The sequence below is a fragment of the Pantoea sp. EEL5 genome, from assembly GCF_049892805.1.
Taxonomy (GTDB): domain Bacteria; phylum Pseudomonadota; class Gammaproteobacteria; order Enterobacterales; family Enterobacteriaceae; genus Pantoea; species Pantoea ananatis.
On sequence record NZ_JBNDNJ010000004.1, the window covers coordinates 300,447 to 315,226 of the forward strand.

General features: G+C 53.6%; 14 protein-coding genes. 3 read left to right on the plus strand and 11 right to left on the minus strand.

Annotated elements, in window-relative coordinates:
* Positions 1-60 precede the first annotated feature (60 nt).
* The 4 genes from ACPXSQ_RS17180 to dnaB all read right to left on the minus strand — a co-directional run bounded on the left by ACPXSQ_RS17180 (position 61) and on the right by dnaB (position 4,129).
* On the minus strand, positions 61-1,254 hold the full coding sequence (locus tag ACPXSQ_RS17180; protein WP_426144170.1) for an amino acid aminotransferase: 1,194 nt from the start codon (positions 1,252-1,254) through the stop codon (positions 61-63).
* A gap of 41 nt (positions 1,255-1,295) precedes the next feature.
* The gene (locus ACPXSQ_RS17185) at positions 1,296-1,910 is read right to left on the minus strand and encodes a YitT family protein (protein ID WP_013024166.1); all 615 of its coding nucleotides are present in this window, start codon (positions 1,908-1,910) and stop codon (positions 1,296-1,298) included.
* 195 nt (positions 1,911-2,105) lie between these two features.
* Positions 2,106-2,597, minus strand: coding sequence for an Lrp/AsnC family transcriptional regulator (locus tag ACPXSQ_RS17190; RefSeq protein ID WP_013024165.1), 492 nt, complete (start codon positions 2,595-2,597; stop codon positions 2,106-2,108).
* 125 nt (positions 2,598-2,722) lie between these two features.
* Entirely contained in the window at positions 2,723-4,129 is a 1,407-nt protein-coding gene (dnaB, locus tag ACPXSQ_RS17195) for a replicative DNA helicase (RefSeq protein WP_013024164.1), read from the minus strand.
* 96 nt (positions 4,130-4,225) lie between these two features.
* Between dnaB and ACPXSQ_RS17200 the strand changes: the two genes are divergently transcribed.
* A complete protein-coding gene (locus ACPXSQ_RS17200; RefSeq protein WP_014606941.1) occupies positions 4,226-5,209 on the plus strand; it encodes a quinone oxidoreductase in 984 nt (327 codons plus the stop codon).
* A 181-nt stretch (positions 5,210-5,390) separates the two neighbouring features.
* On the opposite strand, the gene pspG is transcribed toward ACPXSQ_RS17200, so the two are convergent.
* The 3 genes from pspG to ACPXSQ_RS17215 all read right to left on the minus strand — a co-directional run bounded on the left by pspG (position 5,391) and on the right by ACPXSQ_RS17215 (position 8,185).
* Positions 5,391-5,657 carry an envelope stress response protein PspG gene (pspG, locus tag ACPXSQ_RS17205; protein WP_014606942.1) on the minus strand — a complete coding sequence of 89 codons (267 nt, stop codon included), beginning with the start codon at positions 5,655-5,657 and terminating at the stop codon, positions 5,391-5,393.
* Positions 5,658-5,819: 162 nt separating this feature from the next.
* Positions 5,820-6,815 carry a tRNA dihydrouridine(20/20a) synthase DusA gene (dusA, locus tag ACPXSQ_RS17210; protein ID WP_013024161.1) on the minus strand — a complete coding sequence of 332 codons (996 nt, stop codon included), beginning with the start codon at positions 6,813-6,815 and terminating at the stop codon, positions 5,820-5,822.
* Between the two features lie 98 nt (positions 6,816-6,913).
* Complete coding sequence (locus ACPXSQ_RS17215; RefSeq protein WP_013024160.1) at positions 6,914-8,185, minus strand: conjugal transfer protein TraF; 1,272 nt, start codon at positions 8,183-8,185, stop codon at positions 6,914-6,916.
* Between the two features lie 428 nt (positions 8,186-8,613).
* Between ACPXSQ_RS17215 and zur the strand changes: the two genes are divergently transcribed.
* Positions 8,614-9,135 carry a zinc uptake transcriptional repressor Zur gene (gene zur / locus ACPXSQ_RS17220; RefSeq protein WP_013024159.1) on the plus strand — a complete coding sequence of 174 codons (522 nt, stop codon included), beginning with the start codon at positions 8,614-8,616 and terminating at the stop codon, positions 9,133-9,135.
* 70 nt (positions 9,136-9,205) lie between these two features.
* Here zur and ACPXSQ_RS17225 read toward each other — a convergent pair whose 3' ends face one another.
* From ACPXSQ_RS17225 to ACPXSQ_RS17240, 4 genes are all read right to left on the minus strand, one after another.
* A complete protein-coding gene (locus ACPXSQ_RS17225; RefSeq protein ID WP_014606944.1) occupies positions 9,206-9,418 on the minus strand; it encodes a CsbD family protein in 213 nt (70 codons plus the stop codon).
* Positions 9,419-9,589: 171 nt separating this feature from the next.
* Positions 9,590-10,912, minus strand: a complete 1,323-nt coding sequence (gene dinF, locus ACPXSQ_RS17230) for an MATE family efflux transporter DinF (protein WP_013024157.1) — start codon at positions 10,910-10,912, stop codon at positions 9,590-9,592.
* Positions 10,913-11,022: 110 nt separating this feature from the next.
* Positions 11,023-11,637, minus strand: coding sequence for a transcriptional repressor LexA (gene lexA / locus ACPXSQ_RS17235; RefSeq protein ID WP_014595061.1), 615 nt, complete (start codon positions 11,635-11,637; stop codon positions 11,023-11,025).
* Positions 11,638-11,743: 106 nt separating this feature from the next.
* Positions 11,744-12,112: a diacylglycerol kinase gene (locus ACPXSQ_RS17240; protein ID WP_013024155.1), complete on the minus strand. Its 369-nt coding sequence runs from the start codon at positions 12,110-12,112 to the stop codon at positions 11,744-11,746.
* Positions 12,113-12,240: 128 nt separating this feature from the next.
* On the opposite strand from ACPXSQ_RS17240, the gene plsB reads away from it, so the two are divergent.
* On the plus strand, positions 12,241-14,667 hold the full coding sequence (gene plsB, locus ACPXSQ_RS17245) for a glycerol-3-phosphate 1-O-acyltransferase PlsB (RefSeq protein WP_014595060.1): 2,427 nt from the start codon (positions 12,241-12,243) through the stop codon (positions 14,665-14,667).
* Positions 14,668-14,780: the final 113 nt, after the last annotated feature.

A 14,780-nucleotide genomic window follows, 5' to 3' on the forward strand; every position in this document is an offset into this window, starting at 1 on the left:
GCCTGAAAATAAAAAAGCCGCCAGACAATGCTGGCGGCCAGAACCTGTGACGGCCGTAAATTACATGACCGCGGCGAACGCTTCTGCAACCTGGTGAACGTTTTTACTGTTGAGGCCAGCCACGCACATACGACCGCTGCCGACCAGATACACACCAAACTCTTCGCGCAGACGATCCACCTGCTGCGCGCTCAGGCCGGTGTAGCTGAACATGCCGCGTTGCTTTAACAGGTAGTCGAAGCGCTTGCCCGGTAATGCCGTGCTCAGCACCTGTACCAGCGCCTGACGCATGTCGATAATACGCAGACGCATCGCTTCCACTTCTGCCAGCCAGTTTGCCTTTAAAGCCGCGTCGTTCAGGACACTTGCCACAACCTGCGCACCAAAATTCGGCGGGCTGGAGTAGTTGCGACGCACGGTCGCTTTTAACTGACCCAGAACTCGGCTGGACTCTTCAGCGCTGTCGCACACGATGGACAACCCACCGACGCGTTCGCCGTAGAGCGAGAAAATTTTCGAGAAGGAGTTGCTGACCAGCGCAGGCAGGCCCGCGGCAGCAACCGCACGCATCGCGTAAGCATCCTCTTCCATTCCGGCACCGAAGCCCTGATAGGCGATATCGAGAAACGGGATCAGTTCCTGCGCTTTCAACACCGCGACGGTTTCGTCCCACTGAGCATTGGTCAGGTCGGCGCCGGTTGGGTTGTGGCAGCACGGATGCAACAGCACGATGCTCTGCTTTGGTAAGGTTTTCAGCGTGTTGAGGAAGGCATCAAAACGGACACCGTTAGTTTCAGGATCGTACCAGGGATAGGTCTTCACCTCAAAACCGGCACCGCTAAAAATGGCAACATGGTTCTCCCAGGTCGGATCGCTAACCCAGACGTTTGACTGCGGAAAATAGCGCTTGAGGAAATCCGCGCCCACTTTCAGCGCGCCCGAACCGCCTAATGTCTGGATGGATGCCACATGGCCCGCTTTTAGCACCGGATGATCGGCACCAAATAACAACGGGGCAATCGCGTTGCGGTAGGTACTCAATCCTTCCATTGGCAGATAAAGCGACGCCTGCTGCGGCTCGGCACGCAACTGTTCCTCAGCATCGGCCACGGCCTGTAGCTGAGGAATGATGCCTTGCTCGTTGTAATAAAGCCCAATACTCAGGTTCACTTTATGCTCGCGCGGGTCCTGTTTAAAGGCTTCCATCAGCGACAAAATAGGGTCGCCAGCATAGGCATCAACGTTTTGGAACACGGTGCAGATCTCCATGGTTGGTCTAGAAATAAAAGGGGCCACTAAACCCTGTACCGCCCGGGGCGATGGTTCATTGCGATAATCACATTAAGCACCACCGCGCCTGCCACAGACGCGAGCAACATTGGCAGGCTGACGACAAAAAGTGACGCCAGCACGACGCAGGTATCTACCGCCATTTGCAGTTTACCGGCGCGGATATCGAAACGATCCTGTAACCACAGCGCCAGAATATTGATTCCACCCAGGCTGGCTTTGTGACGAAACAACACTATAAACCCAATCCCCATGATGACGTTACCGAACAATGCCGCATAAAAAGGATTCAGCGCGGAAAAATGCATAAACAGCGGGTGCAGGTGGGTAAAAAGCGACACCAGCCCGACGGCGCTGAAGGTTTTCAGGGTAAATTCCCAGCCCATCCGTTTTACGGCCAGCCAGTAAAACGGGATGTTAATGAGAAAAAAGGCGCTGCCAAAAGACATCGGCGACAGGTAGCTGATTAAAAACGCGAGGCCTGCCGTGCTGCCGGTCAGCGCGCCCGCCTGCTTCAGCATAATCACGCCGAACGACACCATTAACGTGCCGAGCAGAATTGCAAGCGCATCTTCAAGACGAGAGTGGGGAATATGAGCGGGTTGTACAATGTTATCCATGATGCTGTCTCAGTACGGGTAATGACGCACTGATGCAATAACTGCGCCAGCCGGGCTGCGCTGGCAACAGGTTGACAGAAGATCACCGTTTTCGCCCGTCCGGGCGGGTGCTTTCGTGCAATACCGACTTATTTTATGCACAGATAGCGCAAAACCAGGCAGTTTATCGCGTTTAATCTGCACCAAAATGGCACATCATGCGCTTTTTTGGCGCGCAGCCGGTTCCGCACTCATCATCAGGCCATTCTCTTTCAGTCTGCCTAGCACGACCGACGTTTTGACATGGGAAACGCTCTGGTGCCCGGCTAAAAGCTGACTGATTAAGGCACTGAGCGAGGCTAAGTCAGCTACCGCGACTTTAAGCAGATAGTCGGCATCGCCGGTGGTTTTATAAGCATCAACAATGGCCTCTTCCCGTTCCACCATTTGATGAAAGCTCTCAACATAGTCTGCAGTATGGTTGATCAGGCGCACTTCGATTAGCCCAACCATGCCAAGACCGACGGCGTCGGGCGACAAACGCGCATGATAGCCAAGAATAAGGTTTGCCTGTTCAAGGTTGATACGGCGGCGTGAGCATTGCGATGCAGAAAGACCCACTAAATCACTGAGTTCCTGATTAGTAAGGCGGCCATTGGATTGTAACAGAGTGAGGATTTTCAGATCGTAATCGTCTACATGAGTCATGCTGTTTCCATCGCGTAAAGTGTTGCTTTACTACAGATAACCCGATTATCTGCAGGCTTGTCCAACACTATTTCGCACGGCGGGGGCCGACATGCACAGATCGTGCATGTCGGCACACAGCAGCATTACTCGTCGTCGTATTGCGGCCCAGCGTAGTTATCGAAACGCGACCACTGACCGTTAAAAGTGAGGCGAACGGTACCAATGGGGCCGTTACGCTGCTTACCCAGGATGATCTCGGCAATCCCTTTAAGATCGCTGTTTTCGTGGTAGACCTCATCGCGATAGATAAACATGATCAAGTCGGCATCCTGCTCGATCGATCCGGATTCACGCAGATCGGAGTTCACCGGGCGTTTATCTGCGCGCTGCTCCAGAGAGCGGTTTAACTGGGATAAGGCCACCACCGGCACATTCAGCTCTTTTGCCAGCGCTTTGAGTGAACGCGAAATCTCCGCGATTTCCAGCGTACGGTTATCTGACAGTGCCGGGACGCGCATCAGCTGCAGGTAGTCGATCATAATCAGGCTCAGTCCACCGTTCTCACGGTAGATACGACGCGCGCGCGAACGCACTTCGGTTGGCGTCAGGCCAGAAGAATCATCGATATACATATTCTTCTTTTCCAGCAGGATGCCCATGGTGCCTGAAATCCGCGCCCAGTCTTCATCGTCGAGCTGGCCGGTACGGATACGCGTTTGATCCACGCGCGACAAGGAAGCCAGCATACGCATCATGATCTGCTCGCTGGGCATTTCCAGACTGAAGATCAGAACCGGCTTGTCCTGCAACATCGCGGCATTTTCGCACAGGTTCATGGCAAAGGTGGTTTTCCCCATAGACGGACGGGCAGCCACAATAATCAGGTCTGACCGTTGAAGCCCGGCGGTTTTCTTATTCAGGTCCTGGTAGCCGGTATCCACTCCGGTGACACCATCATGCGGCGTCTGATACAGCGACTCAATGCGAGAAACGGTCGCTTCAAGAATCTGCTCGATGTTCTTTGGGCCGTCATCTTTATTGGCCCGCGCCTCTGCAATCTTAAATACGTTCGACTCAGCAAAATCCAGCAGATCTTCACTGCTGCGCCCTTGTGGATCGTAACCGGCATCGGCGATCTGGTTTGCCACGGCGATCATTTCGCGCACCACGGCGCGTTCGCGCACGATATCGGCATAAGCGCCGATGTTCGCAGCACTGGGCGTATTTTTGGCCAGCTCAGCCAGATAGGCGAAACCGCCTGCCATTTCCAGTTCGCCCCGCGTTTCGAGCGATTCTGACAGGGTGATCAGATCGATTGGCTTACTGTTTTCCAGCAGGCGCTGCATCTCGGAAAAAATCAGACGGTGCGAGCGATTAAAGAAATCATTAGCCACGACGCGTTCGGACACATTGTCCCAGCGCTCGTTATCCAGCATTAACCCACCCAGTACCGACTGTTCCGCTTCCAGCGAATGCGGGGGCATTTTCACGCCTTCCAACTGGCGATCCTGCGTTTCGTTCGATTTGTTGGTGGGTTTATTTCCTGCCATAGTGAATGCATTACCGATCTTCTGTGGGGACGCGCAAGTATACCTCAGTTAAGGGGCGCGCCTCACCCTCATGATGAAACAATCACAGGAGTAAGAATGGCAAAGCGTATTCAGTTCAACGCACACGGCGGTCCCGAGGTCTTAAACTGGGTCGATTTTGAGCTTGCCGATCCCACCGAGCATGAAATCCAGGTAGAGAATCGCGCGATTGGCATTAACTATATTGATACCTACGTGCGCAGCGGTCTGTATCCAACGGGCCATTTTCCCTCGGGGCTGGGCACCGAGGCGGCCGGTGTCGTCACCCGCGTCGGTTCGGCCGTTACGCGCTTTACGCCCGGCGATCGCGTCGTATATTGCCAGGCGGCGCTGGGCGCTTACAGTGAACGCCATAATGTAGCTGAAGAGCGTCTGATGCTGTTACCAGACGCAATTAGCTTTGAGCAGGCAGCCGCCAGTTTCCTCAAAGGCCTGACCACACAGTATCTGCTTCGTCAGACCTACAAGGTAAAACCGGATGAAACGTTCCTGTTTCATGCGGCGGCCGGTGGGGTTGGGCTGATTGCCTGCCAATGGGCGAAAGCGCTTGGCGCACACCTGATTGGCACCGTCGGCTCTCCAGAAAAAGCGGCGCGGGCAAAAAACGCCGGCGCCTGGGCCACCATTAACTACCAGCAAGAAGATATTGCCCAGCGCGTCATGGAACTGACCGCAGGCGAAAAGGTTGGCGTGGTATATGACTCCGTGGGTAAAGCGACCTGGGAGGCCTCGCTAGACTGTCTACGCCGTCAGGGGCTGATGGTGAGCTTTGGTAATGCTTCGGGTCCGGTGACCAATATCGATCTCAGTATCCTGAACAAAAAGGGATCGTTGTTCGTTACCCGGCCCTCCCTGTTTGGTTACATCACCAATCGCCAGGAACTGGAGACAGCCAGCGCTGAGCTGTTTTCTTTGCTGGCCAGCGGTGCGATTAAGGTCGATGTGCCAGAACAGCAACAATTTGCCCTTAAAGACGCCAGTAAGGCACATCAGGTGCTGGAAAGCCGGGCCACGCACGGATCGAGCCTGTTAATTCCGTGAAATAAAAAGGGCTTCCCGCAGGAAGCCCTTCTTTTATTTTTCATTCGCACTGATGTAGGGGCAGAAGCGATGAACAGATTATGAAATCACGCGAGCCATCCTGACAGAAAACATAAGTAAAAAGTATGGTCCGCAGCCATTATCTTACCGGCAATCTCTTAACCTGTGATCTCGCCCACATTTAGTACCGGCCATCTCTTTCCAGTCGGCTGAAGCGGCGTTTGAGCCTGTTGCGTCGACGTGTGTCTTCATCAGTAAAAAAGCGGCGATAAAGCCACACCGCTGCCACCGCCAGTATGAGCCAGGGCAGAACGTGTACGATAAGCGCAAACACGCCACCGATAAACATCACCACCGTCGCGACGATCAGGGCAGCAATGACGCCTAACAGGGACACGCCGGTGAATAACAGCATTAGGAAAAAACCCAATACAAAAAGTATGTCCATTTTGGTGCTCCTCGTTATCAATAGATTATTTATTACAAGAAACGTGCCAAAGGTTAACTTTTTGATTTTAAATAAGATAACAGAATAGCCCCAGACCAAAGATGATGAAATTCACCAAATTATGGTGTTAAAAAAACCAGCCTGATGGCTGGTTTGGCAGAACTAGGCTTCCTGAGGAATTTTGTCGGCGACCAACGCCAGCGCCGCCTCCAGCACGCGGACGTCAGCGCCAGGTTTGTGCGCATTTTCACTAAGATGACGACGCCACTGACGTGCACCAGGAATGCCCTGGAACAGGCCCAACATATGGCGCGTGACATGGCCGAGATAGGTGCCTTTCGACAGTTCTGCCTCGATATAAGGATACATCGCGCGCACCACCGCAACCGGATCGACAGCAGGACGGTCGCGGCCAAATAATTCACGATCCACCTGTGCGAGGATACCGGGGTTTTGATAGGCTTCGCGGCCCATCATGACGCCATCCAGATGCTGAAGATGCGTTTTCGCTTCTTCAAGCGTTTTAACGCCGCCGTTAATCGCAATCGTTAACTGAGGGAAATCGCGTTTTAACTGGTAAACACGTGGGTAATCCAGCGGTGGGATCTCACGGTTCTCTTTCGGGCTGAGTCCGGAAAGCCAGGCTTTGCGGGCATGGATAATAAAGGTGTCACAACCACCGCGTTCGGCAACCGTGCCGATAAAGTCGGTAAGGAAAGCATAGCTGTCCTGATCGTCAATGCCGATACGGGTTTTCACCGTTACCGGGATATCCACCACATCGCGCATCGCTTTGATGCCGTCAGCCACTAAGCCAGCTTCCGCCATCAGACAGGCGCCAAAACGACCATTCTGTACCCGATCTGACGGGCAACCGACATTAAGGTTCACCTCATCGTAACCGCGCTGCTCTGCCAGCGCCGCACACTGCGCCAGGGCTGCGGGATCGCTGCCGCCCAGTTGCAAGGCCACGGGATGCTCCTGCTCGCTGTATGCCAGATAATCGCCTTTGCCGTGAATAATCGCGCCCGTTGTTACCATCTCGGTATACAGCAGCGTGTCAGCCGTAAGCTGGCGATGGAAATAGCGACAGTGACGGTCAGTCCAGTCGAGCATGGGGGCAATGGAGAAGCGTTGGGATGAAAAAGTATCGGTCATGAAGCGCAGTCGGTCCGGTGGTTAACAGTGATGATATTCTGCGCAAGGATAGCATAAGGGCGGGCGACAAGGTATCGCCCGCCCGTGAATGGCGGAGATTAGAAATTAAATCCGAGCTGAGCCATCGCGCCCCAGGTATTGTTTTGGCCTACCGAACCCGCCAGATCCAGGTGCACAGAATTATTGAATGGTGACAGGCCGAAACCGGCTGTGGCTACGTTTTCATCAGTCGAACGCATGTCCGCGCGGTAACCAGCACGTAACTGCAGCCAGTCCAGTACACGGTATTCCGCACCGACGCCAGCGTACTGGCTGTTTTCCTGCGATTTAAAGCGATGGGTTTCAGTGAGGTCAACATCGCCTGTCAGGGTAACGGGACCTTTATCCCAGGCTAAACCCGCGGTTACTAACGGCCGGATTTCGTAAGTATCGCGGTAGCCGTTCACTTCTTTCGTTTCCAGATCGCGGGAAACCAGGTTTTGTCCGGTCACGCCCAGCGTCCAGTTTTCAGCAAACACTGTCGCCATGCCGGCATCAATGTTGAAGCCACTTTCCGTGCTGCGGTAGCGGCCATCGCGTAAATCGTTTTTGTCGTAGTTATAGACGCTGGCGGAATAGTTATACAGCCAGGTTTTTTGCAGCTTGGGTGTAATGCCAATTGAAACCGGCTGACCGGCGATGGTGAATTCATGCGCAACGGCAATACCATAATCCGTATTCAGTGCAGCCAGCCCATTGGCACTGGAACCCAGCAAGTTTTGGATATTAGCCAGCCCAAAGGGACCGCCAGGAATACCTGCAAAGCTGCCATCAGCAACGCCCTGCAGTATGACAATGTCACCCTCTTTCACGTTTGCGCGTACATGTGCTGTACCGTAAGCCTTAGTCACAAAAGCAAAAGGCAGGGTTTCGTTAGGGATGGTTACGGCGATCGCCACGCCCGCTGTGGCATTAGCTTTGTTACCGCGTAAGTCCCGGAGCGTATTCGCTAAGTCGCCTGACGCGGCCTGTATCTCAGGAATGCGCCGCAACAGTTCAAACCCCGATGCATTTTCGAACAGATCCTGATAGCGATTCACTGTGTCAGTGATGTTATCGATCTTATCGACCATCTTGTCTTTATCGGTGATTTGCGCACCGGCACTGGGAATAATGATGCTGACATCGTCATCAGGTTTCGCTTTGGTCATCAAGGCCGGGTTGGCCAGAACGGCTGATCCGTAGGTCGACGACGCCACGCCTGTTCCACCCATGGCATCGTTACGGGCATCATACCAGGTTCCTGCGGCCAGCGCGGAAGATGAAAAAACCAGGGCATTGAACACTGCAGGAAAAACCAGAACGGAACGTGGTACGGTTAATTTTGCCATTTGCTTATCATCACCTGAAATATTGCCGTCAAAACATTAACGACTGAATAGTTTGTTAGCTCCATTGTGGAGGATTGCTAACGCTTTATTGCTGTGAATTCAGAGTAAATAGTGGCGCAATTCCGTGGATTGATTATTTTTCGATCCGATATGTGCAGTTACCGCCAGAAAAGCTTCAGGCAAATCCGGTCTGAGCCAGCACTTTATTAAGAACATTTAAACATTAGTGCTTAACTCAGTGAGATGTAAAGTAAAAGTAAAAAATATCTATAAACATTCTGAAATACACTGGTCTCAGGCGGGTTGTTGCCGGGGGAAAACAGGGGGGAAAAGCGGCCAAAAAGGCAGGCTTAGGGACTCCTGGCGAGGTTCAGCGTCAACATAATTATTGTGATAAGATAACATCACCTGTCCAGCGGAGAACTTTCATGTCAACCATGACGCCAGAGCAAATTATGACCCAGGCTGAGAAGCTGTGTTTACAGCGCGGTGTCCGCCTGACAACACAGCGAGCAGAAGTGCTGAGGTTGATGGCCGGACAGCCTGGCTCAATCAGTGCCTATGATCTGCTTGATCAGCTGCGGGTTAGCGAGCCACAGGCAAAACCGCCCACCGTTTATCGCGCGCTGGATTTCCTGCTAGAGCAGGGATTTATTCATCGGGTGGAGTCAAATAACAGCTACGTAATGTGCCATCACTTCGAAGCGCCTGCACACACGTCGGTTATGCTGGTGTGCGATCGCTGTGCTGGCGTGACCGAAAAGCAGGCTCAGGGCGCGGAGCAGATCATCGCCTCTTTGGCTGAGGAAGCCCATTTTATCCTCAGAAATAGCGTGATCGAAGCGCATGGTTTATGTGAGAACTGTGCTGAAGTTGAGGCGTGTGAACAGCATGAACATTGTGATCACGACCATCACACTGAAGGGAAAAAGCGCGGTAAGCGGAGCTAGTTTGCACATCCTTGTGCGGTGGCCGGCATGAGCGTACCGACCCGGGTAGGAGCGTCCCTGAAAAGCGTGATTACCAGCGGTAATCTTTGTTAGAACCTTCCCAGGCCGTTACTTCCTTCTCCGCTTCTTCTTTTGCGTAGCCGTAACGTTCCTGGATTTTACCGACCAGCTGATCGCGTTTACCTTCAATGACTTGCATGTCATCATCGGTCAGCTTGCCCCATTTCTCTTTCATTTTTCCTTTGAACTGTTTCCAGTTACCACTCGCTTCGTCTTTATTCATTGCAGACCTCCACGTTATCCTTCGGTTTCGCATTATCTTGCAGTTAAGCAAAATCACGATATAAAGCGCTGGTCATAAGCGCCATTCAAAGTTAATTGTAGTAGGTAATCTCAGGATTGCCGGAAAAAATGAAAATATTATGTATCCTGCGTCATAATTCCGGCTGAGCGGTCAGGCATTGAACCAGGTGCCATTACGCCAGTGCTTACGCCAGACCAGCCACAAGGATAAGCCGCGCAGGGCCAGGAAAACGGCGATAGCCAGCCACAAACCATGGTTGCCCAGCCAAGGCAGTGTCGTGAGCGTCAGGAAGTAACCCAGCGCAGCCACTGCCATGCTGTTACGCATTTCTCTGCCCCGCGTTGCGCCAATAAACATGCCATCCAGCAGATAGCACCAGACGCCGATCAGCGGTAACACCATCTGCCAAATCAGAAAACTATCGGCCGCCTCTTGCAGTGCACGAATAGAAGTCAGCAAAGTCACGATCTGATAGCCAAAAAAAGCATAGGCCAGCGAGAAAAACAGCGCCACTAACAGGGCCTGGCGACAGGCAGACAACCATACCTGCTGCAGTCGGCTACCGTCTTTTGCCCCGTGTGCTTCGCCAGCAAAGGCCTCGACGGCATAGGCAAAGCCGTCCAGGGCATAAGCGGTAAAAGTGATAAACATCAGAAGGATAGCATTTACCGCTACCACATCCGGGCCAATACGGGCACCCAGTACGGTCAGCGAGGCAAAGCAGAGCTGCAAGAGCAATGAGCGCAGTAAGATATCGCGATTAAGGCGAAGAAGGCGGTGAATATCGCCACGCCAGCTGCGGGCGAGCATATCAAACCTGATACCACGGAGCCTTAATACGCGCCACACCATTGCCATACCGACCAGCAACGTCGCGTATTCTGCCAGCGCGGTGGCGGTGGCAGCACCGGCCACGCCCCAGTGCAGGCCCAGAACCAACCAAAGATCTAACAGGATATTGATGACATTACCCACCACCAGCAGGATGACGGGTGCCCGGGCATACTGAACGCCCAGCAGCCAGCCCAGGATTACCAGGTTAGCCAGCGTTGCGGGCGCGCTGAGCCAGCGAATATGAATAAACAGGGCAGCCTGTTCCAGCACCGACGGATCCCCACCGACAAAGCGGGTCGCCAATGCGGTGACGGGATAGCGGAGGAAGATAAACAGGATGCCGACCACCAGGGCGATGATCAGTGGCTGTGTCAGCGCACGCGCCAGCGCGGTCTTATCGCCCGCACCGAATGCCTGTGCCGTTAAGCCCGTAGTGCTCATGCGTAGAAAAAGCAGCAACATGAAGACAAAGCTGGTGACGGTCGTGCCGACGGCGACGCCGCCCAGATAGATCGGACTGTCGAGATGGCCAATAACGGCCGTATCGACCAGGCCGAGCAAAGGAACCGTAATATTTGACAGGATCATGGGCAGCGCTAACCGCCACAGTTTTTTATCGGTAGCCGTCAGAAAGCGCATTCGTGAATCCGTGCGATTAACCGCCGGGGTTTCAGGTCAACCCACAGCGGAAAAGTAAGGACAAGCAGGGGAATAGTAAGATTGACGAAAGCCGACAATCTTAACCGGTTTTACAGCCACTCACCGTTACGCACAATGCCCACGGCCAGACCTTCAACGGTCAGTGACTGGGCACGGGTGTCAACAACGATAGGCTCGAAATCATTGTTTTCAGGTAAGAGATGCACCACAGAACCCTGCTTTTTCCAGCGTTTTACCGTGACTTCGTCATCGATGCGCGCCACCACAACCTGACCATTGCGCACGTCCTGCGTTTTATGAACGGCCAGCAGATCGCCATCCATGATGCCGATGTCTTTCATTGACATACCGCTTACGCGCAGCAGGAAATCCGCTGAAGGCTTGAACATGTCGGGATCCACTTTGTAATGCGTTTCAATGTGTTCCTGGGCCAGTAATGGCTCACCGGCGGCAACACGACCGATCAGCGGCAGGCCCTCTGATGGCTCTTCTTCCATTAACAAACGGATACCGCGGGACGCACCAGAGACAATTTCAATCACGCCTTTACGCGCCAGTGCTTTCAGGTGTTCTTCGGCCGCATTGGGCGAACGAAAACCGAGTTGTGCAGCAATTTCTGCACGCGTTGGCGGCATGCCTGTTTGATTAATGTGGTCGCGAATCAAGTCGTAGACCTGTTGCTGCCTGCTGGTTAATGCTTTCATCCCGCCCCCTGGTTGTTTATACAGTCGCTGTGAGTATATACAGGTATTGGTGAAATGGAAACCAAAACTCAGGTCAAAATCAGTTATTTGAGCCGAGATGGAACGCTTATCGCAAATGCGACCAAAGCAGCGTTCCCCAGACAAAAAGGGCCAGTAATATTGCGATAAAAACGGCAGCGGATCCCATGTCTTTTGCCCGCCCGGCAAGCGGATGACGCTCCTGGCCTGTGCGGTCTACCACGGCTTCTATCGCGCTGTTCAGGACTTCGACAATAATCACCAGCACGACAGAACCAATCATCAGGATGCGCGAAACAGTATCGACATCCAGCCAGCAGGCCAGGATAATCGCCACCACTGCGGCAACCGCTTCCTGACGAAAAGCGGCTTCGTGCTGCCAGGCAGCACGCAGACCTTGCCATGAATAGCCGGCCGCTTTCACAATACGGTTAAGGCCGGTGGCATTATTTGTCATAATAAAGGAACTCTTTTCAAAGGATTGACGTCAATATTGGGCAGCGCACAATTGTCGCTGTCACAGATTTTTGCTGCGCTTTCTGATAAGCTTGCGCCGCTTTGCTAACAAGAGGCTTCATATTGTCTATGTCAGGTTGGCGTATACTTTTTTATAAATTACTGAATTTACCCCTTTCGTTTCTGGTAAAGAGTAAGGCCATTCCGGCCGATCCCGTATCCGAACATGGGCTGGATCCTACCCGGCCTATTATGTATGTCCTGCCTTATGATTCAAAGGCCGATCTCCTCACTTTGCGTGCGCAGTGCATCCGGCACGATCTGCCCGATCCGCTCTCACCACTGGAGATTGACGGGGCCCTGTTGCCGCGCCATGTCTTTATTCACGACGGTCCGCGCGTGTTCCCCTATTTCGTGCCCAGCGTCGAGTCAGTAAAAATCTTCCACGAATATCTTGATCTGCACCGCAGTAATCCTGAGCTTGATATTCAGATGTTACCGGTTTCAGTTATGTTTGGTCGTGCACCTGGTCGGGAAGTGCAGGGTGAAGACAATCCACCGCATTTGCGCTTGCTTAACGGCGTACAAAAATTCTTTGCCGTGCTCTGGCATGGACGTGACAGTTTTGTGCGCTTCTCACCGACCGTCTCTCTGCGTCGTATGGCGACTGAGCACGGCACGGATAAATCCATCGCCCAGAAACTGGCCCGGGTTGCCCGTATCCACTTTGCCCGTCAGCGTCTGGCGGCTGTTGGCCCGCGCCTTCCCGCGCGCCAGGATTTGTTCAACCGCCTGCTGCAATCGAAGGCGATTGAAAAAGCGGTAGAAGACGAAGCACGCAGTAAAAAGATTTCCCATGAGAAAGCGCAGCAGAACGCCATCGAGATGATGGAAGAGATTGCCGCCAACTTCTCCTATGAAGCCATTCGCGTGACGGACCGGGTAATGGGCTGGCTCTGGAGCCGCCTCTATCAGGGTATCAATGTGAACGGCGGTGAGCGCGTGCGTCAGTTGGCGCAGGACGGACACGAGATCGTTTATGTGCCCTGCCACCGCAGCCACATGGATTACCTGCTGCTGTCTTACGTGCTGTATCACCAGGGGCTGGTACCGCCGCACATCGCCGCCGGTATTAACCTGAATTTCTGGCCTGCCGGGCCGATTTTCCGCCGTCTGGGTGCCTTCTTTATTCGCCGTACCTTTAAGGGCAACAAGCTCTACTCCACCGTTTTCCGCGAATATCTGGGCGAGCTTTTTACCCGCGGCTATTCCGTCGAGTACTTCGTTGAAGGCGGCCGTTCACGTACTGGCCGACTGCTGGATCCTAAAACCGGGACGTTATCCATGACGCTGCAGGCCATGCTGCGCGGCGGTACGCGCCCTATCACGTTAGTGCCTATTTACATCGGCTATGAACATGTCATGGAAGTGGGAACCTACGCGAAAGAACTGCGCGGTGCCGTTAAAGAGAAAGAAGGCTTTATGCAGATGGTGCGCGGCTTGCGCAAGCTGCGTAACCTCGGCCAGGGATACGTGAATTTTGGTGAGCCGCTGCCGCTGATAAATTATCTGAACAAGCGCGTTCCTGAATGGCGGGATTCTATCGATCCCATTGAAGCCCAACGCCCGGGTTGGTTAACCCCAACGGCGAATGATATCGCGGCCACCATCATGGTGCGAATCAATGAAGCCGGCGCGGCGAATGCCATGAACCTGTGCGTGACCGCCCTGCTTGCTTCACGTCAGCGCTCACTAACTCGCGAGCAGCTGATTGAGCAACTGGAGTGCTACACCCAGTTACTGCGCAATGTGCCCTACTCACCGGATGCAACATTGCCAGACATGTCCGCCGAAGCCTTGCTGGACCATGCCCTTAGCATGAACAAGTTCGAGAGTGAGAAAGACAGTATTGGTGACATCATTATTCTGCCGCGCGAGCAGGCCGTGCTGATGACCTACTACCGTAATAACATTCATCATATGCTGGTGATGCCAGCGCTGATTGCGGCGATTGTGCAGCAGCACCGTAATCTGAGCGAAGCCGAACTGCTGCGTCAGGTCAGTCTGATTTACCCCATGCTGAAGAGTGAACTGTTCCTGCGCTGGAGCAATGACCAACTGCCGCAGTTGCTCACTGATTTGTGCCAGGAACTGACGCGTCAGGGGCTGATTACCATTGAAGCGGGCCTGCTGTCGTTCAATACCGCGCGTTACCGTACGCTTCAGCTGCTGGCCGCAGGTGTACGTGAGACGCTGCAGCGCTACGCCATTACTTTCTCCATCCTGAGTGCCAAGCCCACCATCAACCGTGGCACGCTGGAAAAAGAGAGCCGTACCCTGGCGCAGCGTCTGAGCGTGTTGCACGGCATTAACGCGCCGGAGTTCTTTGATAAAGCGGTGTTCTCCTCACTGGTGCTCACACTGCGTGATGAAGGCTATATCAGCGACAGTGGCGATGCAGACGTGGCGCAGACGCTGGCGACCTGGCATATCCTGGCTGAGCTGGTTACCAGCGATGTACGCATGACCATTGAGAGCGCTGTCGCGCACGATTAACGAGTCAGCGACAACGAAAAAGGCGACCATTGAGGTCGCCTTTTTTATCCGCGTGCTGGCATGGCGCAACTACCCGCTTTGACCCACTTTCCAATCCACAAGCTGGCTGTGAT